The following is a 22,904-nucleotide window of genomic DNA, read 5'->3' as shown; positions in this document are numbered from 1 at the left end:
TAGCCCCATCTGTTAGTCGAGAGTGCAGCGCGTGGAATCCGAAGTCAGTCGAGTTCATCTCAGTCATGATCCACGCACGCTGCACGACGACCCGTTACTGGACGGGTTGTTGGCGCTCTGTGCCCTGCATCAAAAACCCGCCAGCGCAGCCATGCTCACCACCGGCCTGCCGCTGCCTTCGCAGCGGTTGAGTGCCGAGCTGCTGCCTCGCGCCGCCGCGCGTGCCGGGCTGCAGGGGCGGTTGCTGCAACGCAAGCTCGAACAGATTCCGACAATTGCACTGCCAGCGCTGCTGCTGCTCAAAGACGGTCGCAGTACGGTGCTGGTCGGCTGGCAAGGCGAAGACGAGGCGCGGATCCTGCTCAGCGAAAGCGACGGCGGTGAAGTGCTGATCAAGCGTGAGCAGTTGGCGGACGACTACATCGGCAAGGTCTTCTTCGCCCAGCCTCAGCACAAATTCGACGTCAACCACGGCTCCCTGATTCCCCGGGCGCGTTCGTGGTTCCGTGACACCCTCATGCGCTCGCGCTGGCTCTACACCGACGCCATCGCTGCGAGCTTCCTGATCAACATCATCGCCATGGCCGCGCCGCTGTTTGTGATGAATGTGTATGACCGCGTTGTGCCGAACCAGGCCACTGCCACCCTGTGGGTGCTGGCCGTGGGCATCTGCGGCGCTTACCTGTTCGACCTGATCCTCAAAAGCCTGCGCAGCCTGTGCCTGGATCTGGCCGGTAAAAAGACCGACCTGATCATCTCGGCCACGCTGTTCGAGCGCATCGTCGGCATGTCCATGAAGTACCGCCCGGCGCGGGTCGGCAGCTTTGCGCAGAACATCCATGAGTTTCAGAGCCTGCGCGATTTCCTCGCGTCGCTGACCCTCACCAGCCTGATCGACCTGCCGTTCACGCTGCTGATTTTCCTGGTGATCGCCATCCTCGGCGGCCACCTGGTGTGGATTCCGGTGCTGGCGTTCCCGCTTGCCCTGGGCATTGGCTACGCCCTGCAAAAACCGTTGGTGGCGACCATGGAACGAACCATGGCCCTGGCCGCCGAGCGCCAGTCGAGCCTGATCGAAACCCTCGCCGGGCTGGACGCGGTCAAGGTCAACAACGCCGAAAGCGAGCGCCAGTACGGCTGGGAGCAAACCATTGGCACCCTGAGCCGGCTTGAGCTGCGCGTGAAGTTGCTGTCGGGCCTGTCGATGAACATGACCCTGCTGATCCAGCAACTGGCTGGCGTGATCATGATTGTGTTCGGCGTGTACCAGATCATCGACGGCAACCTCAGCATGGGCGGCCTGATTGCCTGCTACATGCTCAGCGGCCGCGCCTTGAGCCCTCTGGCCTCGCTCTCCGGCCTGCTGACCCGTTACCAGCAAGCCAAGGTCACCATGACCTCGGTGGACCAGATGATGGAGCTGCCCCAAGAGCGCAATTTCGAAGAGCGCCCGATGAGCCGTCGCACCCTGCAAGGTGCCATCGAGTGTCGGGGCTTGAACTTTACCTACCCGAACCAACAGAACGCTGCGCTGAAAAACATCAACCTGGTGATCAAGCCGGGCGAGAAAATCGGCATCATCGGCCGCAGTGGTTCAGGTAAAAGCTCCCTCGCCAAACTGATCGTCGGTCTTTATCAGCCGGACTCCGGCGCGTTGCTGGTGGACGGCGTCGACGTGCGCCAGATCGATGTGAGCGAACTGCGCCACAACATCGGCTACGTCGCCCAAGATATCCAATTGCTGGCCGGCACCCTGCGTGACAACCTGGTGTCCGGTGCGCGTTATGTAGAAGATGAAATGGTCCTGCAAGCCGCGGAGCTGGCCGGCGTGCACGAATTCGCGCGTCTGCACCCCCAGGGCTATGAGCTGCAAGTCGGCGAGCGTGGGCAGAACCTGTCCGGCGGCCAGCGTCAGAACGTCGCCCTGGCTCGCGCATTGTTGCTCAACCCGCCCATCCTGCTGCTGGACGAACCCACCAGCGCCATGGATAACACCGGTGAAGAACGCTTGAAGCAACGCCTGCAAGCCGTGGTGCAAAACAAGACCGTGGTGCTGGTCACCCACCGTGCCTCACTGCTCTCTCTGGTGGACCGCCTGTTGGTCGTCGACCGTGGGCAGATCCTCGCGGATGGCCCGAAAGCCGTGGTTATGGAAGCGTTGAAAAAGGGGCAGATCAGTGTTGCTTAACTCCATCAAAAGCGCGGTCGGCCGCTATTTCAAAGGCTCCGACTCCCTGCGCAACCAGCCCCTGCCCGAGGTCAACAAGGCCCTGATCGAAGATGCACCGCGGGTTATCCGCCTGACCATCTGGGCGATCATCGCGTTCTTTGTATTTCTGGTGGTATGGGCGGGGTTCTCCAGCATCGACGAAGTCACCCGTGGCGACGGCAAGGCGATTCCGTCGTCCAAGCTGCAGAAAATCCAGAACCTGGAAGGCGGCATCGTCTCCGAGTTGTATGTGAAAGAAGGCCAGATCGTAGAGGCTGGCGCACCGTTGATTCGCCTCGATGACACGCGGTTTGTCTCCAATGCCGGTGAAACCGAAGCCTTGCGCCTGGCCATGCAACTGCGTGTCGAGCGTCTGAGCGCGCAGGTGGATGATCGCCCGCTGAACATCCCTGACGAGGTACTCAAGGCCGCCCCAAGCCAGGCCGCCAACGAGCGCTCCTTGTATGAAAGCCGCCGCCAGCAGTTGAAGGACGAAGTGGGTGGCTTGCAGGAGCAATTGGTGCAGCGCCAGCAGGAACTGCGCGAATTTACCTCCAAACAAGGCCAGTACCGCAGCCAGTTGTCCCTGCAACGCCAGGAAATCAACATGTCCGAGCCCTTGGTGGCGCAGGGTGCGGTGTCGCCGGTTGAAGTGTTGCGCCTCAAGCGCGCCGAAATGGAAACCCGTGGTCAGCTCGACGCCACCACCCTGGCGATTCCCCGCGCCGAATCGGCGATCAAGGAAGTGCAGCGCAAGATCGACGAAACCCGTGGCAAATTCCGCAGTGAAGCGCTGACCCAGCTCAACGAAGCCCGCACCGAACTGAACAAGGCCGAATCCACTGGCCGCGCCCTCGAAGACCGTGTCAGCCGTACGCTGGTCACCTCGCCAGTGCGCGGTATCGTCAAGCAGTTACTGGTCAACACCGTGGGCGGCGTGATCCAGCCGGGCAGCGACATGGTCGAAATCGTGCCGCTCAACGACACCCTGCTGGTGGAAGCCAAGATCCGCCCGCAAGACATTGCTTTCCTGCACCCGGGGCAAGAAGCGATCGTTAAATTCACCGCCTATGACTACACCATCTACGGCGGCCTGAAGGCCAAGCTGGAACGCATTGGTGCCGATACCATCACCGATGAAGACAAAAAAACCACTTACTACATGATCACCTTGCGCACCGACCGCAGCCACTTGGGCACCGATGAGAAGCCGCTGCTGATCATCCCCGGCATGGTCGCGTCGGTGGACATCATCACCGGCAAGAAAAGCATCCTGAGCTACCTGCTCAAGCCGATCATCAAGGCGCGGGCCGAGGCGTTGCACGAGCGGTAATCTCTATCGCCTGCCAGGGTCTCATCGCAGGCAAGCCAGCTCCCACATGTTGATTTGTGAACACATTCAAATGTGGGAGCTGGCTTGCCTGCGATGGCGCCATCAGCTTCACTGCAGATCCCAACCCTAATGCATATCGATATTCGCTAACGGTATTTAAGCGTCCGTTCTTATATCTATAAAGTCACTCCCCTGTCCGACCGGGAGTGCCCTCATGTCCGCCACCTCTACTGTTCCAACAGCGACCTCTACCGCCCAATCTTTCGAGATTCGCCCGTTCCCCGGTAGTGTCGGCGCCGAGATCATCGGCCTGGATTTATCCCGCCCGGTCAACCACGAGGACTTCGCGCGCATTCATCGCGCTCACCTCGACCACCATGTGGTGGTCTTCCGCGACCAGCGAATCACCCCCGAACAACAGATCGCCTTCAGCCGTCGCTTCGGTGTGCTGCAGATCCACGTGCTCAAACAGTTCCTGCTGGCCAACCACCCGGAAATCCTGATCGTCTCCAATATCATCGAAAACGGCCAATCCATCGGCCTGGGCGACGCGGGTAAATTCTGGCATTCGGACCTGTCGTACAAAGAGCTGCCCAGCCTGGGCTCGATGCTGCACGCCCAGGAGCTGCCCTCCGAGGGCGGCGACACGTTATTCGCCGACATGCACAAAGCCTGGGACCAATTGCCCGAGCACCTGCGCAAAGCCGTGGAGGGGCGCAGCGCTGCGCACTCCTACACGGCGCGTTACAGCGAGACCAAATTCGAAGGCAACTGGCGCCCGGCCCTGACGCCCGAGCAACTGGCCCAAGTGGCGGAAGTGGTGCACCCGATTGTGCGTACCCACCCGGAAAACGGGCGCAAAGCGCTGTTCGTCAGCGAAGGTTTCACCACCCGCATCGTCGGTCTGCCGGAAGACGAAAGCCGCGATCTGTTGGCCCAGCTCTACGCCCACAGCGTGCTGCCGCAAAATATCTACCGCCACCAGTGGCAGCCCCACGACCTGGTGTTCTGGGATAACCGCTCGCTGATCCACCTGGCCGCGGGTTGCCCCAGCTATCTGCGCCGCAAGCTGTTTCGCACCACCATCCAGGGCGACGCGCCTTTCTGAAGCTTATTCCCGGCAAGAGAGTTGAAATGAACGCGCCCCTGCAAGGCCACGCGGCCAGCAACCTGAATACCGCCATCGAACCCCTGTTGGCGGTGGATAACGTCAGCCTTGAATACCGCACCCCCGAACGCGTGGTGCGGGCCACGCACCAGGTCAGTTTCGAGATCGACCCGGCCGACCGTTACGTACTGCTCGGCCCCTCAGGCTGCGGCAAATCCACCTTGCTCAAGTCCATCGCCGGGTTTATCAAGCCCTGCGAAGGCGAGATTCGCCTGTTGGGGCAAAAGGTCGATGAGCCCGGCCCGGATCGCATCGTGGTGTTCCAGGAGTTCGACCAACTGCCGCCGTGGAAAACCGTCAAGCAGAACGTGATGTTCCCGCTCCTGGCGTCGAAAACCTTGAAGCGTCGCGAAGCCGAAGAGCGGGCCCTGCATTACCTCGAAAAAGTCGGCCTCAGTGCCTTCGCCGATGCTTACCCGCATACCCTTTCCGGCGGCATGAAAGCCCGCGTGGCCATCGCCCGTGCGCTGGCCATGCAACCGAAAATCCTGCTCATGGATGAACCCTTCGCCGCCCTCGATGCCCTGACACGACGCAAAATGCAGGAAGAGTTGCTGCTGCTGTGGGAAGAGGTGCGCTTCACCCTGTTGTTCGTCACCCACTCCATCGAAGAAGCGTTGGTGGTGGGCAATCGCATCCTGTTGCTGTCGCCGCATCCCGGGCGTGTGCGTGCGGAAATTCACAGCCATCAATATGACCTGAACAGCCTGGGTGGCGTGGCGTTCCAGGCGTCGGCGCGGCGGATTCATCGGCTGCTGTTTGACGAAGCGCCCGAGGCCGAACGTGAGTTGGGTTTCGCTGATATCCGCATCGCCTACTGAAGGGACACTCCATGCGCCAGGAATTTGAAGTCACCCTCGAACCGCTGCTCAGCGTCCCCGTGGAGCGCGAGCTCCCCTTGCGTCAACGCCTGTGGCAGCAAGGTTGGCTGCGTAAGGGCCTGATCCTGATCGTGTTGGCGATCCTCTGGGAGGCAGTCGCCCGCTATCAGAACAATGACTTGCTGCTGCCAAGTTTCCTGCAGACCTCGCACGCACTGCTCGACGGCCTGCTCAGTGGTGAGTTGCTCAGCAAAGTGAGTATCTCGCTGGCGGTGCTGATCAAGGGCTACCTGATCGGCATTGTGCTGGCGTTCGGCTTGACCACGCTGGCGGTGTCGACCCAATTGGGGCGCGACCTGCTCAGCACACTGACCTCGATGTTCAACCCGCTGCCGGCGATTGCCTTGCTGCCGCTGGCGCTGCTGTGGTTTGGCCTCGGGCAGAACAGCCTGATCTTCGTGCTGGTGCATTCGGTGCTGTGGGCCTTGGCGCTGAATACCTACTCCGGGTTCCTTGGCGTGTCCGAAACCCTGCGCATGGCCGGTCGCAACTATGGCCTCAAGGGCATACGTTTTGTGCTGTTCATCCTGATCCCGGCGGCGCTGCCGTCGATCCTGGCGGGCCTGAAAATCGGCTGGGCGTTTGCCTGGCGTACGCTGATCGCCGCCGAGCTGGTCTTCGGCGCCACCAGCGGCAAGGGCGGCTTGGGCTGGTACATCTTCCAGAACCGGAATGAGCTGTACACCGACAAGGTGTTTGCCGGCTTGGCCGTGGTGATTCTGATCGGCCTGCTCGTGGAAAACCTGGTGTTCGATACCTTCGAGCGGCTGACGGTGAAGCGTTGGGGCATGCAGCGCTGATCCGACTTATCCGTAAGACCGTTCCTGTTCAAATAGGAACGATTGCTCTTTGGCTGCGCTGGCTCCGATAATGCCGGCCACCTCTGACGCCGTCCTGGCGTCAGGCATGCCCGATAAAAGGATTTACGAAGATGCGGTTTATTGTCTTGGCAGCGGCCTTGTTATTGTCCACCCCGGTTCTTGCTGAGTTCGCGCCCGAAGCGATATCCATGGCCAAGCCGCACTACCCGGCAACGTTGACCGCCACCCAGGGGCATGCGCGCATCAGCCTGAATATTCACAGCGACGGAACGGTCAGCGATGTCAAAGCGCTCAGCGCCACCAAGCCGGCTTTCGGCGCCGCTGCAGTGGAAGCAGCCACACAATGGCGCTTCAAGTCCTGGGCAGTTACAGCTGATCGGCCAGCGGTGATCAAGGCGCAAAACGACATGGTCTTCACGCCTGAACTGCCAACAACCGAAACGGTTCAACTGACCTTTACACAAACCACCTATCAATCCTGCAGTGCGTTGAACGAGGAAGTCCGCCATTTCCGTCGCGACCATCCCACCCGCCCGTTGATCGCCATGAAGAGCTTTGCCATTACCCGAGTGGCTGTGATGTTCCCGGCATTAAGCGGCAAAGACGACTACAACGAAGGCCTGGCCCGGGCGGATGAGCTGGAAAACGCCTTGCCGGAAATCGTGCGCAAGTGCCAGGCTTATCCCAAGAGAACCTACGCTGAATACCTGCCTCGTAAGTTGAAGCGTTACCTGTAAAGCCTGCTACGATTGCGCCCAACTCACTCCCCATTGGTCACGAGTGCTTGGCATGCAACTACCGGACATGAACCTGCTGGTCGCCCTCGACGCCTTGCTTGACGAGGGCAGTGTGGTGGGTGCCGCGCGGCGCATGAACCTGAGCCCGGCGGCCATGAGCCGCACGCTCACGCGGATTCGCGAGGCCGTGGGCGATCCGATCCTGGTGCGCGCCGGCCGCGGCCTGGTGCCGACGCCCAAGGCGCTGCAATTGCAAAGCCAGGTGCGCAACGTGGTAGAGCAGGCGGCGCTACTGTTTCGCTCGGCCGACCAGGTAGACCTGAGCACATTGCGCCGCCGCTTCAGCGTGAGGGCCAATGACTTTTTTGTCGGCGTGTATGGCGGTCGGCTGTTCGACACCATGGAGCGCATGGCGCCGCTGTGCGAGCTGTGTTTCGTGCCCGAAGGCGATACCGACGACGATGCGCTGCGTGAAGGCCGTCTGGACCTGCGCGTGAGCAACACGCTGCCGTCCAGCCCCGAAGTGAAAGTACAGAATTTGTTTTCCACCACCTTCGTCGGCCTGGCACGAGAAGATCACCCGCTGTTCGACGAAGAAATCACCGCCGCGCGTTTCGCCAGTTATTCCCACATCAGCATCTCGCGGCGTGGCATCGCCCGTGGGCCGATTGATACTGCGCTGAACGCCCAGGGCCTGGAGCGCCGCGTGGCGATGATCGCGCCCGGCTTTCACGGTGCGATGTTCATGCTGCCCGATTCCGACCTGCTGCTGCCGGTGCCCAAGGAAGCCCTCTTGAGTGCCACGCGCCTGAACCTGCCACTGCGCTCATTCCCGCTGCCGATCTCCCTGCCGACGCTGGTTCTGGCGCAATCCTGGCACCCCCGCTTCGACAAAGACCCGGCCCACAAATGGCTGCGTGAGACCATGCGCGAGAGCTGCCATGCCACGTGGCTGGAAGCCCAACCCACTTAAACCGTGGGAACTGGCTTACCTGCGATAGCCTCACCTCGGTCTGCCTGACAGACCGAGTTGTCTGCATCGCGGGCAAGCCCGGCTCCCACAGAATTTCGTAGTTCTTAACAGTTGCGTCTCACGCACTTATAACCTTCCGACAAGTAACTTTTTTGTCATGTATAAGCCTGATTAAACTGCTCGGGTATTTATAATCCCGAGTTACCTGTTCATGACATCCCTCGCTGCCCCCGCCCTCCAGGCTGCAGCCAAACCTACAGCCCTGAACCCGCCCGTATTCGGCCCGCGCATCATCATTGGATTGGTCGGCGTGTTGCTGGCGGTGCTGGTCTCCGGTCTCAACGAGATGGTCACCAAGGTCGCCCTCGCTGATATTCGTGGTGCGCTGTACATCGGCTTTGACGAAGGCACCTGGCTGGTCGCCGCCTACACGGCCACCTCCGTCGCGGCCATGGCCTTTGCGCCCTGGTGTTCGGTGACGTTTTCCCTGCGCCGCTTCACGCTGTGCGCCATCGGTTTGTTCACCGTGCTGGGGATCCTGTGCCCGTTTGCGCCGAATTACGAAAGCCTGTTGGTTCTGCGTACCGTGCAAGGCCTGGCCGGCGGCGCGTTGCCGCCGATGCTGATGACCGTGGCGCTGCGTTTCCTGCCGGCCAACGTCAAGCTGTATGGCCTGGCCGGCTATGCGCTCACGGCTACTTTCGGGCCCAGTCTGGGCACGCCGTTGGCGGCGTTGTGGACCGAATATGTCGGCTGGCAATGGGCGTTCTGGCAGATCGTCGGTCCGTGCCTGCTGGCGATGGCCGCGGTGGCCTACGGCTTGCCGCAAGACCCGTTGCGCCTGGAACGTTTCAAGCAGTTCAACTGGCGCGGCCTGCTGCTGGGTTTCCCGGCCATCTGCATGTTGGTGATAGGGCTGTTGCAGGGCAATCGCCTGGACTGGTTCGAGTCCGGCCTGATCACGTTCCTGCTAAGCGGCGGCACGCTGTTGCTGGTGCTGTTTTTGATCAACGAGTGGTCGCAGCCGATTCCGTTCTTCAAGTTGCAGATGCTTGGCCTGCGCAACCTGGCGTTTGCCCTGATTGTGCTGGCCGGCGTGCTGATGGTGCTCACCTCGGTGATCATCATCCCATCGAGTTTCCTCGCCCAGGTCCAGGGTTACCGGCCGCTGCAAACCGCGCCGGTAATGTTGCTGATGGCGTTGCCGCAGTTGATCGCGTTGCCGTTGGTGGCGGCGCTGTGCAACCTGCGTTGGGTCGATTGCCGGTGGGTGCTGGGGATCGGTTTGAGCATGCTGGTGCTGTGCTGTGTGGGCAGCGCACACCTGACCTCGGAGTGGATTCGCGACGACTTCTACGGCCTGTACCTGCTGCAAATTTTCGGTCAGCCGATGGCGGTGTTGCCGCTGCTGATGCTCTCGACCGGCAGCATCCAACCCATGGACGGGCCGTTCGCCTCGGCGTGGTTCAACACCGTCAAAGGCCTCGCCGCCGTGGTCGCCACTGCCGTGATCGACGTGCTGACCACCCAGCGTTTGCACTTCCACTCGACGATGTTGGTGGACCGACTGGGCAACTCACCGCTTGCCGACGGCGACGCGGCGGGCCTGGCGCACCGCCTGCACCAACAGGCCGTGGTACTGACCTCCTCGGACCTCTATTACGTCATGGCCGGTGTCGCGGTGGCGTTGATCCTGCTGATTTTCTGGATGCCCACGCGGATCTTTCCGCCTCGCGCACCGACCTAGCCTCAAGGACTTCTCATGAAACGCAAAGACAAAATTGCCGTCGCCGTTATTGCCGTGTTTGCCGTCGGCGTGCTGGTTTATCTGGTCGCGCCGGGCCTGTTGGGCAGCAAGCGCCAGACCACCAACGACGCCTTCGTCGCCGCCGACTTTACCCTGGTCGCACCGCGTGTGGCCGGCTTCATCAAGGAAGTGCTGGTGGAAGACAACCAGCGCGTAAAAGCCGGCCAATTGTTGGCGCTGATCGATGACCGCGATTTTCGCGCTGCCGCCCAGGCGGCGGATGCCGATACGCTGGTCGCCCGGGCCCAGCTGAAAAACGCCACGGCGACCCTGGAGCGACAAAGTTCGGTGATTGCCCAGGCCCAGGCTACCGTGTCGGCTGACCGCGCCGAAGTGGCCTTCGCCGAGCATGAACTGAACCGCTACAACCACCTCGCCGGCGTGGGGGCGGGCACGGTGCAGAACGCGCAGCAAGCCAAGACCCGCATCGACCAGGCCACCGCGCGCCTGGCCAGTGCCACGGCGGTGTTGGCGGCCGAACGCAAGCAAGTGGAAATCCTCACCGCCCAGCGTGATGCGGCCGAAGGCGGACTCAAACGTGCCCAGGCCGCGCTGGAAATGGCCAGCTATCAGCTGTCCTACACGCGCATCGTTGCGCCGGTGGATGGCATGGTCGGTGAGCGTGCGGTGCGGGTCGGCGCCTATGTGACGCCAGGCAGCAAGATCCTCGCGGTAGTGCCATTGGCCGAGGCCTATGTGGTGGCTAATTTCCAGGAGACTCAACTGTCGCATATGCACGCTGGCCAAGCTGTGCAGGTGCGCGTCGACAGCCTCGACGGCGAGTTGCTCAACGGCCACCTGGAAAGCCTGGCACCCGCCACCGGCGTGACGTTTGCTTCGGTCAAGCCGGACAATGCCACCGGCAACTTCACCAAGGTGGTGCAGCGCATTCCGGTGAAGATCATCCTCGAGCCGAACCAACCGCTGACCGAGCGCCTGCGCGTCGGCATGTCGGTGGAGGCCAGTGTCGACACCCAGTCGGTCGCGCAACCGCGTGAGGTGGCCCAGCAATGAAGCCATTTGCCTGGCTCACCTTGAGCCTGATCAGCCTGAGCGCTTGCACTGTCGGCCCGGATTTCCAGCGGCCCCAAGGTCCGCAAGTCACGCAATGGAGCGAGCCCCAGGGGCGTCAGGCTGCCAGTCGCGCCGTCACCGAACCCTTGCAGGAGCGCTGGTGGGACGTGTTCCACGATGAGCAACTCTCGGCCCTCACACGCAGGGCGCTCACCGATAATCTCGACCTCAAACTGGCCAGCAGCCGCCTGCAACAAAGCCGCGCCGTGCGCCAGGTGACCACCGCGGAGCGTTACCCCGAGGTCAGCGCCAAGGGTGATTACCTGCGCCAACGCAACAGTGGCAAAGGCTTGAACGACCCGTCTGGTGAGAGTGGCCGGTCGGCTTACAACCAGTGGGACATGGGCTTCTCTGCGGCCTGGGAGCTGGACTTCTGGGGCCGGGTCAAACGTGAAACCGAAGCCGCCGACGCCACCCTGCAAGTCGCGGAAAATGATCGCCGCGCCGTGCTTTTATCGGTACTCGCCGAGACCGCTCAGGACTACATCCAACTGCGCGGTGTGCAGAACACCCGTGCCGTCACCGAGCAAAACCTCGACGTGGCCCGGCACAGCCTCAAGCTCTCGCAACTGCGCTTGGCCGACGGTGTGGCGACAGACCTTGACGTGGCCGAAGCCGCCGCCCAGGTCGCTGCCATTGAAGCGCGCCTGCCGGATTTGCAGCAGCGCCAGGACCAGCTGATCAACGCGCTGAGCCTGTTGATGGGCGAGCCGCCGCAAGCGCTGCACGCACAATTGTCCAAAGACGCCGCCGTACCGCAAACCCAGCGCCAGGTCGCGATCGGCCTGCCTTCGGAGTTGGCCGAACGCCGCCCCGATATCCGTCAGGCCGAGGCGCGCTTGCACGCCGCCAACGCCAACATTGGCGTGGCCAAAGGCGATTTCTACCCGCGTATCACCCTGTCCGGCAGCCTCGGTTCCCAAGCGCTGCAGTTATCGGATTTCGGTTCGTGGGGCTCCCGAGCGTTCGCCTTCGGTCCGCAGTTCAGCCTGCCGCTGTTCAACGGCGGGCGCCTGCAAGGCATGTTGAACCTGCGTGAAGCCCAGCAACAGGAAGCGGCCCTGGCGTATCAGCAAACCGTGTTGCGCGCCTGGCATGAAATTGACGACCAATTGACTCGCTACAACGCCACGCAACTGCGCCGCGACAGCCTCGCCGAAGCGGTGCGCCAGAACCAGATAGCACTGAGCACCGCGCAACAGCAGTACGTCGAAGGTGTAGTGGATTTCGTCAACGTGCTCACGGTGCAAAGCGCGCTGCTGGCGACGCAGGAACAGTGGGTTGAAAGCTCCACTGGCGTGTCGTTGGCGATGGTGGGGTTGTACAAGGCGTTGGGTGGCGGTTGGGAATCCGTCTACCCCGAAACAGCCTCCCTTCCTGCAGGCTGAATACCTCTCCATGTGGGAGCGGGCTTGCCCGCGATGAGGGCGGATCATTCAACACCACGTTGACTGGACTGACGCTATCGCGGGCAAGCCCACAGGGAGTACTGCGTGATCACGGGTTCTGCAAAAACACCACATACCCGCGAAACCATTCACTGCCCTTCAAATATCCCGGCTCTTCCCACGCCCCACCCTGAATCAACCCCACCTTGAATGGCAGCCCCAGCCGGTTCATCCGGGGCAAATACGCCGCGTAATCCGGGATGCTGTGGCGCCCTTGATAGGTCTGCACCACCACCTCATCCACCACGCCCTTGAGCTGGGCGATGGCGGTCGGGTCGGCGTTGCTGCCCCAGTCCATCAGGCCGGTGATGCTGAGAAGCAGGTCGGCGGGCAGGCGCTGGCGCAGGTCGCGCAGGAAGTGTGTGTATTCGTGCAGGTATTGGGTACGGGCGTCGAAATCAATCTGGATGCCGACCACCGGGTTGCCCGCCTTGCGCCAGCGTTGCACCTGGCCGAGCAGCTGGGTGTAGACCTGTTCCGGCCAGTGCAGGGTGTGGGCGCGGTACACCACCCAGACGTCGCCTTGGGTGATGCGCGGGACGCTGATGCCTTGGGCGATAAACTGCACGCCAAGCTGGGGCGCGCGGCGGGTGGAGTTGATTTGGCCCTGGAGGATGTACAGGGTTTTTGCCTGTTTGAGTACCGGCTGCGGCGTGACGCCGCTCCACAGCCAGAAGGCGTCATAGTCGCGGGCGTCAACAGCGCCAAAGGCCGGGCTTGCCAGCAACAGCAAGCCTAGCCACAGGTGTTTCACCAGTAATACTTCAGGGACTCGGCCCACTCAGTGTCGGCAAACCCGGTTTTCAGCTGGCGGAACCACTCTTTGCGCACGGACTTGTCGACATCTACACCGCCGCAGTTGTTATAGCCAGCCCGCGCATAGCAGTTGATCGCACGGAACAGCGCGTAGGCCTTGTCGTTATGCGGCGCCTTGGGGTTGGCGATGACCTGCCGGTAGCCGTCGAGTCGCGAGAAGGTCTCGCCTTTGAACAGCGAGGCCGTGCTGCCCAGGCTGCCGGCGGCGCGCGCCTGGTCCAGCGGCATGCCGTCCAGATTGTTGCGCAGGATGAACTCACCCAGGCAATTCAGGCCCTTGGGGTTTTTCGGATCGGCCTGCAGGGCGCTCGCGATTTGCGCAATGCTCGGGCAGGTGTAGCCGGACTCCGCTTTATCGCCGCTCCACTGGAACAACCGCAGCGATCGACCGTCGGTGTAGACATAACCCAGGCTGGTGCCGAGCTTGTTCTCTGGCACCGGGGTCGCCAATTGTTTGAGGTCTTCGGCGAACGTGGCGTACTGGCCGCGCATCAGGTCTTTGTACAGCAACACAAACTGCGCGGTTTCACGCTCGGCCGGGTCACTGGCCTGGGTGATCTGCTGGCGCAGCAAATCCTGGCCTGCGATGTTGCGCAGCAAGATGTAGCGCACCTGTTTGAAGCTGATTGGCGAGTCGGTCGCGAACACGTTGGCCAGTTGCCCGCTGCGCTCGTAATTCATCGCCAGGGCCAGTTCCAACTGGTCGCGCTGCAAGGGCTGCTTGGCCAGAGGCAACAGTTTCAGCCACAGGGCTTCGGCGCTTTTCCAGTCATTCTTGGCTTCCAGGGCCAGGCCGCGCAGGGTCTGCTGGCTGAAAGCCAGGTAGCCGAGGTTGGCGGGTACGTCCTGAGGCAGCAGTTTCAAGGTGTTGTCGGGTTGATGCTCGACGTACAGCGCAAACGCCGCTTGCACGTAGTCGTACAGCGCTGGCTCCTCGGCGAAGATCGGCTTCTGTGCGGCCAATGCTTCGCGGGTCAGTTTGGGCGGGTTACCGGCACGCATCCACATCAAGTCGTTGAGGGCCAGCATCAGCGGGTTGGCCGCAGGTTTGTTGATGGCGCTCAGCAGCTTGTTGTCGGTTTCCTGCACCAGGTCGTCCAACGACACGTTGCGCTGCTCGGTGCTCAATTGCGCGGCCAGGTCATTCGCCAGCTTGTCGGTATCGCCCGCCAGCCAACGCACTCGGCGCAACAGGCCTTGGGCGGAAGCAGCGTATTCGCCCTGTGGATAAGTTTTCAGGTACAGGTTGAAGCGGGTATCCGCATCGGCCAACACTGACTTATCCACATGCTCCAATTGCGGCATGCCGTATTCGTCGAAGGCGTTTTCCTGGGCCTGGTTCAACTCGGTACGGGCGATCATGTAGAGCGCCGTTTCCTTGACCCAGGGCAGGTTGCCGGTGGCGGCGGTGACAAAGCCGCGTTGCGCGTCGCCAAAACGGCCGCTGTAAAAATCGCCAGCGGCTTGAAGGTACGTGCGCAGCTCGCGACCTGCGGCTGACTGGATTTGCTCCGGGTCACCCAGGCTTGCACCCTCCCAGGTACAGGCGCCCAGCAGACTCAGACGGCCTGTGATCAAAAGCCGGCGTTCCGCTTCAGGCAGATCGGCGTTGACCACTTGGCTGATAAACGCCGTGGCGCTGCTTTCGTCGTTGCTGCGGCAGCGACTGCCTTCGCCGGTCAGGAACGCGTCACCCGCCGCTTGGTCGTGTTCACGCTGAATACCCAGAGGTGCGAGCAGCTCATCGAGTTTGCTGGGCGTGGGCACCGCCTTGGGTTTTTCGACGGCTGCGTCGGTCATTGGGGTGAGGCGATACACCGGGAACGGCACCGGGCCGAAGCCTTCCTCAAGGTCGGTTTCGCTCAGTGCATTCGGCGTCAGGGGCGCGACTTGCTTGTCTGCCAGCAACAGGCGCAGGTTGACCCGGCTGTCATTGCCCGGGCTCAGGAATGGCAGGTTGCTGCACCCTTCAAGGCTGTCGCGCGAGACCCGCCAATCGGGGTAACACGAGTCATCGCCGCTGGCCTGGGCTTGGGATGAAAGGCCGGTGAGCAATGCCAGGGCCAGAGGTGACAGAAAACCGATGCGCATGAGCGAGTCCTTGATCCTTAGTCCTTTGAGGGGCTAATCATAGCGTGATCCGACAAATGCTTCGGTGAAGGCCTACACAAATCAAAGATTTGTCCGATTCCAGCAGCGAATCGGAGGCTTTTGTCCTAGAGTGGCGGGTGTTTGCATACGTGCAGTTTTTGCCTTGTTAACGGGCAGTGGCAGGGGAATCGAGGTGCGACGGTCTGTGGTAGAGCAAGACGACAAGGTTGGGTCATTACCCGTGTTTAATCGCCTCTTGCAGGTTGGGCAAGGCGCTACCTGGATTAGCCGGCTGTGGTGGGTGCCTATCCTCGCGCTGGCGGTGGGTCTGCGTTTTTACAACCTGACGGCGTCAGCCATCTGGGGTGACGAGGCTTCGAGCCTGTTGCTCAGCGAGTACGCTGCGGGCGATCTTTGGTTTCACGCCGCCCATGATGTGCACCCGCCGCTGTATTTTTTCCTGCTGCGCGGCTGGATCGAGCTGTTTGGTGACGGGATCTTGTCCTTGCGCGGTATGAGTGCGATCCCCGGCGTGGTTGCCGTGGGCCTGGGCCTCTGGCTGACACGGCAACTGTCCACCCGGCGCGCGGCTGTGCTGGCGGGAATCCTGCTGGCGCTGCTGCCGACGGCGGTGCGCTACAGCCAGGAAGTGCGCATGTATTCGCTGCTGGGCGTGTGGCTGTTGGGCGCTACGCTGGCGTTGGTGTATTGGGTACGGCAACCCGAGCGCACGCGATACTTGGTGGCTTATGCGCTGCTGATGACGGCCGGTTTCTACACCCATTATTTCACCGCGCTATGCGTGGTGGTGCACTGGGTCTACCTGGGGCTGTTGGGTGCCCCTCAGCTCTCGGGCCGACGCTTAATCACACGCCCTGCGTGGTGGGCGGTTAATAGTGTGATCGTGTTGTTGTACCTGCCCTGGCTGCCAAATCTGCTGGATCTGGTGCAGCACGTTGATCAACTCAAGGTAGGCGGGGACATTGGCTGGGAAGACCCGGTCAACCTGTCGTCGTTGCCGTCCATGATCTGGCAGCTTTTGCTCCAGGACGAAGGCGTTGGTTTCTGGCCACCGCTGTTCTGGCTGTTCCCGTCAATGCTGGTCGCAGTGATTGTGGTGACTGTCTGGCGAGACCGCGAACGCTACCGACCGGCCAGCCTTTTGGCACTGTTTTTCCTGCTGCCGCTGCTGTTGGTATACGGGGTGTCGTTTATTTCCCCCGTGTTTATCGAGCGCTACCTCACGGTGTATGCCTTGGGCTTGCCGATCCTCGTGGCCTTGGCCATTGACCGTCTGCCCTCGCGCCTGTCACTGCTGGGTGGGGTGTTGTTAGTGCTGTTTGTCGGTGTGGAACTGCTGGGGTTGAAAAACAACTTTACCGTCGATGAACATGACCAATTCAACGTGCCGGTGGAGTTCGTCAACCGCAATTACCAGGAAGACGACCGCATCGTCCTCAGCGACATGTTGTGGTACCTCCCCTACGTGTATTACGACCAGACCGATGCCCAGTTGCAGCTCTACACCCCACCCAAGCCCGACGGTACGTCGACCCGGCCGAATGCCTATGGCTTCGGCACTCTGGTGGACCAGGACGGTGGGCGCATTTACCTCGACCGGCTGACGGCACTGCCCGCCGATACGCGTCGCGTATGGTTGATCAGCAGCAACGAAGCGCCGGATGATTTTGCGCCACTGCCTGAAGGCTGGCGCGAGCTGACCCGCCACGATGGTGGCGGCGCCAGGGCTCGGTTGTTCGTGCTGTGCAACGTAGCGCCGCCGCAACCCGAGGGTTGCCACTAGACTCAGTTGACACGTCTTTATCTGGAGTTCGCCATGGAATTGCCGGTGCACAGCTTGCCGTCACTGTTCAAACAGCTTGGGCTGCCGGATGACCCGGTCAGTATTGAGAAGTTTGTGGCCGTGCATTCGCCGCTCAAGCCTGAACTGCATCTGGCGGATGCGTTTTTCTGGACGCCCAGCCAGAGCGCGTTTTTACGCGAGGAAATTCTGGACGATGCGGATTGGGCAGAGGTGGTGGATGAGTTGAATGTGTTGTTGCGTAAAGGGCGCGGGCTATAAAAAACCTTTCCCTCCCGGTGGAGGAAATCCAGCGCCGCCTCAATGCTCAGGCCGAACGGCAGGCCGGATGCCAACGCTGATCCAACTGTGGGAGCGAGCTTGCCCGCGATAGCGCTGTGACAGTCGCCATCTGCATTGACTGAACCACTGTCATCGCGGGCAAGCCCGCTCCCACTGGTAGTCGTCGGTGCTGAAGACATCGCAATCGTGTCGCTGAAAACCCGACGCTCGCGCTCAAACCCGCTTTACTTACCTTCACCTTCTCGCCACCCATCCATAAATTTGTTTCAAAACTTGACGGTTTTGAATGCATCCACCATATTGATAGTTAGCAAACTAACTGTATGCGAACAATCCAGTGCCTCAAACCCTCGAACAACTCCAGATGAACCTCAGCAGCAGCATGGTGGTGGGCGCCCGTAACTGGCGCAAAATCTGCCAGACCACGCTGGTGAGCTACGGTATTTCCGAAGCCTGCGCCGTGCCGCTCTTGATGATCGGCCGCTTGGGCGACGGTGTGCACCAGGTAAAAGTCGCCCAGGCGTCCGGGATGGAAAGCCCGTCGCTGGTGCGCCTGCTCGACCAACTGTGCAGTGGCGGTTACGTGTGCCGTACCGAAGACGTGCACGACCGCCGCGCCAAGGCCTTGAGCCTTACCGAGCGTGGCCGTGAGCTGGTGCAGGCGGTGGAAGTGCAACTGGTTCGGTTGCGTAAGGACGTGTTGGCAGATATCGCCCACGGCGATCTTGAGGCCGCGCTGCGCGTACTGCGCGCGTTTGAAGCGGCTGAGGTTGCAACGCCTTGAACGGATTTTTTGCCGGTTTCCCGCCGGCCCGCGACTGGTTCTATGGTGTGCGTACGTTTGCGGCGTCGATGATCGCCCTGTACATCGCCATGCTCATGCAAATGCCGCGTCCGTATTGGGCGATGGCCACCGTGTATATCGTCTCCAGCCCGTTTGTCGGCCCTACCAGCTCCAAGGCGTTGTATCGCGCTATCGGCACCTTTATGGGCGCCGCAGCGGCGGTGATTTTTGTGCCGATGTTTGTGCAGTCGCCGTATGTGCTGGTGGTGGTGATTGCGTTGTGGACGGGCATTTTGCTGTTCCTGTCCATGCACCTGCGTACCGCGAACAACTACGCGTTGATGTTGGCCGGCTACACCTTGCCGCTGATTGCCTTGCCGGTGGTGGATAACCCGCTGGCGGTGTGGGATGTGGCCGAGGCGCGTACCGAAGAGATTTTCCTCGGCATCGCTGTAGCCGCCGTAGTCGGCGCAATGTTCTGGCCGCGGCGCCTGATGCCGGTGTTTGATGGCTCGGTGGCCAAGTGGTTTGCCGATGCTCAGGTCTATAGCCAGCGCTTTCTGACGCGCAACGTGGCGCCTGAAGAAATCAGCACCTTGCGCGGCGGCATGGTCGCCACCTTCAACACCCTGGAATTGATGATCGGCCAGTTGCCCCACGAGGGCGCGCGGCCGCAGACGGTGCGTAATACCAAGGAACTGCGCGGGCGCATGATTCACCTGCTGCCGGTGATCGATGCCCTGGACGATGCGATCTACGCCATCGAACACCGCGCCCCGGAGTTTCTTGATCAGTTCACACCCTTGCTGCAAGCGGCCAGCGCCTGGCTGGACAGCACCACCGACGAGGCGCCCCTGGAGCGTTGGCGCGTACTGCGTGACAAGATCGACGCCGCCCAACCCCAGGGCGAAGCACTGGACGACCGCCACACGCTGCTGTTTTCCAACGCGCTGTATCGCCTCGGCGAATGGGTCGATCTGTGGCAAGACTGCCGCAGCCTGCAAGCCGCCATCCAGTGCGAAAGCCAGGACACCTGGCGCGCCGTCTACCGCCATTGGCGCCTGGGTCGGCTCAAGCCATTTCTCGATCATGGCCTGATGTTCTATTCAGCGTTTTCCACCGTCACTGCGATCATCGTCGCCTCGGTGCTGTGGATTCTGCTGGGCTGGACCGACGGCGGCAGCGCAGTGATTCTGGCCGCCGTGGCGTGCAGCTTTTTCGCCTCGATGGACGACCCGGCGCCGCAGATATATCGGTTCTTTTTCTGGACCGCGATGTCGGTGCTGTTCGCCAGCCTGTATCTGTTTCTGGTGCTGCCCAACCTGCACGATTTCCCGATGCTGGTGCTGGCGTTTGCGGTGCCGTTTATCTGCATCGGCACGCTCACGGTGCAGCCACGGTTTTACTTGGGCATGCTGCTGACGCTGGTCAACACCTCGTCGTTCATCAGCATTCAGGGCGCCTACGACGCGGACTTCCTGAACTTCGCCAACGTCAACCTGGCCGGGCCGGTGGGTCTGTTGTTTGCCTTTGTGTGGACGCTGATCGCCCGGCCGTTCGGCGCCGAACTGGCGGCCAAGCGCCTGACCCGTTTCAGCTGGCGCGACATTGTCAGCCTGACCGAGCCCGCAACCCTGGCCGAGCACCGGCACATGGCCGTGCAAATGCTTGACCGCCTGATGCAGCACCTGCCGCGCCTGGCCCTCATCGGCCAGGACACCGGCAGTGCCCTGCGCGATTTGCGTGTGGCGCTGAACCTGCTCGACCTGTTGGCCTATTCGCCACGCATCTACGGCGTGCCACGGGTGTTGCTCAACCAGGTGGTCGAAGGCGTCGGCGGTTACTTCAAGGCCTGCCTCAAGGCCGGTGAACGCTTGCCCGCGCCCGGTGGTCTGCTGATGACCCTCGACCGCACACGCCGCGCCCTCAATGGCCAGGGCCTGCAAAATGAAGAAGACACCCGCCTGCATCTGTTGCACGCGTTGGCTGGCCTGCGCTTGTCGTTGCTGCCTGGCGTGGAATTTATTGACGGCACCGAGCGGGAAGCGCCGTTACCTGATGGAGCGCCTTTATGATCGGTGATCTGGATATCAGCGGGGTGTTCCTGCCCACGCTGTTGGTGCTGATGGGCATTACGTATGTGTTGTTTCTGGTGGTGCACGGGCTGTTGACGCGCATTCACTTCTATCGCCTGGTCTGGCACCGGGCATTGTTCAATGTGGGGCTCTACGCGCTGTTGCTGGGCGCGGTGGACTCACTCAGTCGATACCTGATGACATGAAAAAACCTTTTTTGACCATCGGCCGTGTCGTCCTCACGCTGTTGATCGTGACGTTCGCGGTCGTCGTTGTGTGGCGCATGGTCATGTACTACATGTTTGCGCCCTGGACCCGTGACGGGCATATCCGTGCCGACATTGTGCAGATCGCCCCGGACGTCTCCGGGTTGATCCAGCAGGTGGACGTGCGCGATAACCAGTTGGTAGCCAAGGGCCAAGTGCTGTTCGCCGTTGACCAGGACCGCTTCAAGCTGGCCCTGCGCCAAGCCCAGGCCGCCGTGGCTGACCGCCAGGAAACACTGGCCCAGGCCCAGCGCGAAAACAAACGTAACCGTGGCCTCGGCAATTTGGTGCCGAGTGAGCAATTGGAGGAAAGCCAGTCCCGCGTGGCCCGCGCCCAATCGGCCCTGGCCGAGGCGCAAGTGACCGTGGACGCCGCCCAGCTCAACCTCGACCGCTCGGTGATCCGCAGCCCCGTCGACGGCTACGTCAACGACCGTGCGCCGCGTGCGCAGGAGTTCGTCACGGCCGGGCGCCCGGTGCTCTCGGTGGTGGACAGCAATTCCTTCCACATCGACGGCTATTTCGAAGAGACCAAGCTCGACGGCATTCACGTCGGTATGCCGGTGGATATCCGCGTGATCGGCGACAATACCCGCCTGCAGGGCCATGTGCAGAGCATCGTCGCCGGTATTGAAGACCGTGACCGCACCAGCGGCTCCAACCTGCTGCCCAACGTCAACCCGGCGTTCAGTTGGGTGCGCCTGGCCCAGCGGATTCCGGTGCGGATCGCCTTTGATGATGTGCCGGCGGACTTTCGCATGATCGCCGGGCGCACGGCCACGGTGTCGATCATCGATGACCGGAGCGCTGCCAAAGACCGCGCGCAGCAGGGAGAACAACCATGAAACCGGCGGCGTTGCTGGCCACGGCCAGCTTGGGTTTGCTGCTGTCGGCGTGCCAGGTGGTAGGCCCGGACTACAAATTGCCGCAAACCTCGGCGATCAACCGGGGCGACCTGCAAGGGCAGATTGCGGGCGAAGGCAGCAACGTCGTGTCGGCCCCGGTGCCGGCTGACTGGTGGAAACTGTACAAAGACCCGCGCCTGGATGAGCTGGTGCGCCAGGCCATGGCCTCCAACACCGACCTGCGCGTGGCCGCTGCCAACCTGCAACGCGCACGCTACCAGACGCAACAGGCTGAATCCGCCGGTGGTTGGAGCGCCGGGGTCAAGGCCGAAGCCCAGCGCCTGCAGGAATCCGGTGAAGCCTTTTTGCTGACGGAAAAAGTCCCGGTAGGGAATATCGGCAGCGTTGGTATCAGCACCTCGTATCAGTTCGATCTGTTCGGCACCTTGCAACGCGGCATTGAAAGCGCCCAGGCCAGCGCCGACGCGGCGCAGGCGGCTGCCGATGTCGCGCGAATCACCCTGGTGGCAGACGTGGTGCGTTCCTACACCCAAGTGTGCGCAGCCAACGAAGAGCTGGCGATTGCCAACCAATCCCTTGACCTGCAAGGCCAGAGCACCAAGCTGACCCAACGCCTGCGCGACGCCGGGCGTGGCGATGAAACCCAGGTGACCCGCTCGCAGACCCAATACAAATCCTTGCGCGCCGACATGCCGCGCTATGAAGCGTCGCGCCAGGCGGGCTTGTTCCGCTTGTCGATGCTGCTCGCCAAGCCGGTGAACCAACTACCGGCAGGCACCAACACCTGCGCCGAGCTGCCGCACATCGCCCAACTGCTGCCGGTGGGCGACGGTGCCGCGTTGCTCAAACGCCGCCCGGACGTGCGCCAGGCCGAACGCCAACTGGCCGCCGCCACTGCGCGTATCGGCGTGGCCACCGGCGCGTTGTACCCGGACATCAGCATTGGGGCCACGGTAGGCACCGTCGGTCTTCTCGATGACCTGGGCACGCCGGCCACTAACCGTTGGGGCTTTGGCCCGCTGATCAGTTGGTCAGTGCCGACCAACGGTGCCCGTGCGCGTATTCACGAAGCTGAAGCCGCGACCCAGGGCGCCCTGGCGCACTTCGACGGGGTGGTGCTCAACGCCATCCGCGAAACCCAGACCGGCCTTGCGCAATACACCGCGCAGTTGCAACGCCGCGATGCGCTGGCCGATGCCGGCGAGTCCGCCAAAGAGGCATCGGAGCAGACGCACCGCTTCTTTCAGGCCGGCCGCGCGTCGTTCCTGGCCGACCTGCAAGCCACCCGCACCTACACGGATGTACGCGCGCAGCTGGCGGCGGCGAACACCCAGGTTGCCATGAGCCAGATCGATCTGTTCCTGGCGTTGGGCGGTGGTTGGGAAAGCGGACGAACGCAAGCGTCACAATCCGGCAAACCCTGAGCTAAAAGCTATGCTTTGACAGGTGAG

Annotated in this window: 19 protein-coding genes; 17 read left to right on the top strand and 2 right to left on the bottom strand. The window is 61.8% G+C overall.

From position 1 onward, the window contains the following. Positions 1 to 31: 31 nt before the first annotated feature. The 10 genes from ACDZ94_RS07865 (at position 32) to ACDZ94_RS07820 (ending at position 12,391) form a co-directional block, all read left to right on the top strand. Entirely contained in the window at positions 32 to 2,188 is a 2,157-nt protein-coding gene (locus ACDZ94_RS07865; protein ID WP_064454832.1) for a type I secretion system permease/ATPase, read from the top strand. Beyond that, positions 2,178 to 3,542 carry an HlyD family type I secretion periplasmic adaptor subunit gene (locus ACDZ94_RS07860; RefSeq protein ID WP_064450092.1) on the top strand — a complete coding sequence of 455 codons (1,365 nt, stop codon included), beginning with the start codon at positions 2,178 to 2,180 and terminating at the stop codon, positions 3,540 to 3,542. Before ACDZ94_RS07865 ends, ACDZ94_RS07860 begins: the two co-directional genes overlap by 11 nt. 214 nt (positions 3,543 to 3,756) lie before the next feature. Then, positions 3,757 to 4,650, top strand: a complete 894-nt coding sequence (locus tag ACDZ94_RS07855; RefSeq protein WP_259763251.1) for a TauD/TfdA dioxygenase family protein — start codon at positions 3,757 to 3,759, stop codon at positions 4,648 to 4,650. Positions 4,651 to 4,676: 26 nt separating this feature from the next. Continuing rightward, positions 4,677 to 5,531, top strand: a complete 855-nt coding sequence (locus ACDZ94_RS07850; protein ID WP_432751303.1) for an ABC transporter ATP-binding protein — start codon at positions 4,677 to 4,679, stop codon at positions 5,529 to 5,531. Positions 5,532 to 5,542: 11 nt separating this feature from the next. After that, a complete protein-coding gene (locus tag ACDZ94_RS07845) occupies positions 5,543 to 6,391 on the top strand; it encodes an ABC transporter permease (RefSeq protein ID WP_432751302.1) in 849 nt (282 codons plus the stop codon). 131 nt (positions 6,392 to 6,522) lie between these two features. Next, the gene (locus ACDZ94_RS07840) at positions 6,523 to 7,149 is read left to right on the top strand and encodes a TonB family protein (RefSeq protein ID WP_064450096.1); all 627 of its coding nucleotides are present in this window, start codon (positions 6,523 to 6,525) and stop codon (positions 7,147 to 7,149) included. Positions 7,150 to 7,201: 52 nt separating this feature from the next. After that, complete coding sequence (locus ACDZ94_RS07835; RefSeq protein ID WP_064450097.1) at positions 7,202 to 8,122, top strand: LysR family transcriptional regulator; 921 nt, start codon at positions 7,202 to 7,204, stop codon at positions 8,120 to 8,122. A gap of 211 nt (positions 8,123 to 8,333) precedes the next feature. Then, positions 8,334 to 9,869 (top strand): MFS transporter, encoded by a 1,536-nt coding sequence (locus ACDZ94_RS07830; RefSeq protein WP_407017955.1) that lies wholly within the window; start codon positions 8,334 to 8,336, stop codon positions 9,867 to 9,869. A gap of 15 nt (positions 9,870 to 9,884) precedes the next feature. After that, on the top strand, positions 9,885 to 10,943 hold the full coding sequence (locus ACDZ94_RS07825) for an HlyD family secretion protein (RefSeq protein ID WP_407017954.1): 1,059 nt from the start codon (positions 9,885 to 9,887) through the stop codon (positions 10,941 to 10,943). After that, positions 10,940 to 12,391 carry an efflux transporter outer membrane subunit gene (locus ACDZ94_RS07820; RefSeq protein WP_432751301.1) on the top strand — a complete coding sequence of 484 codons (1,452 nt, stop codon included), beginning with the start codon at positions 10,940 to 10,942 and terminating at the stop codon, positions 12,389 to 12,391. The genes ACDZ94_RS07825 and ACDZ94_RS07820 overlap by 4 nt, the downstream gene beginning before the upstream one ends. A 109-nt stretch (positions 12,392 to 12,500) precedes the next feature. Here ACDZ94_RS07820 and ACDZ94_RS07815 read toward each other — a convergent pair whose 3' ends face one another. Further along, the gene (locus tag ACDZ94_RS07815) at positions 12,501 to 13,205 is read right to left on the bottom strand and encodes a DUF3142 domain-containing protein (RefSeq protein WP_221293605.1); all 705 of its coding nucleotides are present in this window, start codon (positions 13,203 to 13,205) and stop codon (positions 12,501 to 12,503) included. Then, positions 13,202 to 15,358: an outer membrane assembly lipoprotein YfiO gene (locus tag ACDZ94_RS07810; RefSeq protein WP_432751300.1), complete on the bottom strand. Its 2,157-nt coding sequence runs from the start codon at positions 15,356 to 15,358 to the stop codon at positions 13,202 to 13,204. The genes ACDZ94_RS07815 and ACDZ94_RS07810 overlap by 4 nt, the downstream gene beginning before the upstream one ends. A 193-nt stretch (positions 15,359 to 15,551) precedes the next feature. On the opposite strand from ACDZ94_RS07810, the gene ACDZ94_RS07805 reads away from it, so the two are divergent. The 7 genes from ACDZ94_RS07805 to ACDZ94_RS07775 all read left to right on the top strand — a co-directional run bounded on the left by ACDZ94_RS07805 (position 15,552) and on the right by ACDZ94_RS07775 (position 22,877). Further along, positions 15,552 to 17,162 carry a glycosyltransferase family 39 protein gene (locus ACDZ94_RS07805; protein ID WP_407017950.1) on the top strand — a complete coding sequence of 537 codons (1,611 nt, stop codon included), beginning with the start codon at positions 15,552 to 15,554 and terminating at the stop codon, positions 17,160 to 17,162. Between the two features lie 33 nt (positions 17,163 to 17,195). After that, complete coding sequence (locus tag ACDZ94_RS07800) at positions 17,196 to 17,441, top strand: DUF2789 domain-containing protein (protein WP_221293607.1); 246 nt, start codon at positions 17,196 to 17,198, stop codon at positions 17,439 to 17,441. Positions 17,442 to 17,826: 385 nt separating this feature from the next. Then, entirely contained in the window at positions 17,827 to 18,246 is a 420-nt protein-coding gene (locus tag ACDZ94_RS07795; RefSeq protein WP_064450112.1) for a MarR family winged helix-turn-helix transcriptional regulator, read from the top strand. Continuing rightward, positions 18,243 to 20,321, top strand: coding sequence for an FUSC family protein (locus ACDZ94_RS07790; RefSeq protein WP_064450113.1), 2,079 nt, complete (start codon positions 18,243 to 18,245; stop codon positions 20,319 to 20,321). Before ACDZ94_RS07795 ends, ACDZ94_RS07790 begins: the two co-directional genes overlap by 4 nt. Then, positions 20,318 to 20,527: a DUF1656 domain-containing protein gene (locus ACDZ94_RS07785; RefSeq protein WP_016969155.1), complete on the top strand. Its 210-nt coding sequence runs from the start codon at positions 20,318 to 20,320 to the stop codon at positions 20,525 to 20,527. Before ACDZ94_RS07790 ends, ACDZ94_RS07785 begins: the two co-directional genes overlap by 4 nt. After that, positions 20,524 to 21,432, top strand: a complete 909-nt coding sequence (locus ACDZ94_RS07780) for an efflux RND transporter periplasmic adaptor subunit (protein WP_064450114.1) — start codon at positions 20,524 to 20,526, stop codon at positions 21,430 to 21,432. Before ACDZ94_RS07785 ends, ACDZ94_RS07780 begins: the two co-directional genes overlap by 4 nt. Continuing rightward, complete coding sequence (locus tag ACDZ94_RS07775; RefSeq protein WP_407017946.1) at positions 21,429 to 22,877, top strand: efflux transporter outer membrane subunit; 1,449 nt, start codon at positions 21,429 to 21,431, stop codon at positions 22,875 to 22,877. Before ACDZ94_RS07780 ends, ACDZ94_RS07775 begins: the two co-directional genes overlap by 4 nt. The last annotated feature ends 27 nt before the right edge of the window (positions 22,878 to 22,904 follow it).

This window comes from Pseudomonas sp. UBT (assembly GCF_050915955.1).
GTDB classification, from domain to species: domain Bacteria; phylum Pseudomonadota; class Gammaproteobacteria; order Pseudomonadales; family Pseudomonadaceae; genus Aquipseudomonas; species Aquipseudomonas antarctica_A.
The sequence above is the reverse complement of the archived record's forward strand: the minus strand, read 5'-3'. Positions and strand labels throughout refer to the sequence as shown.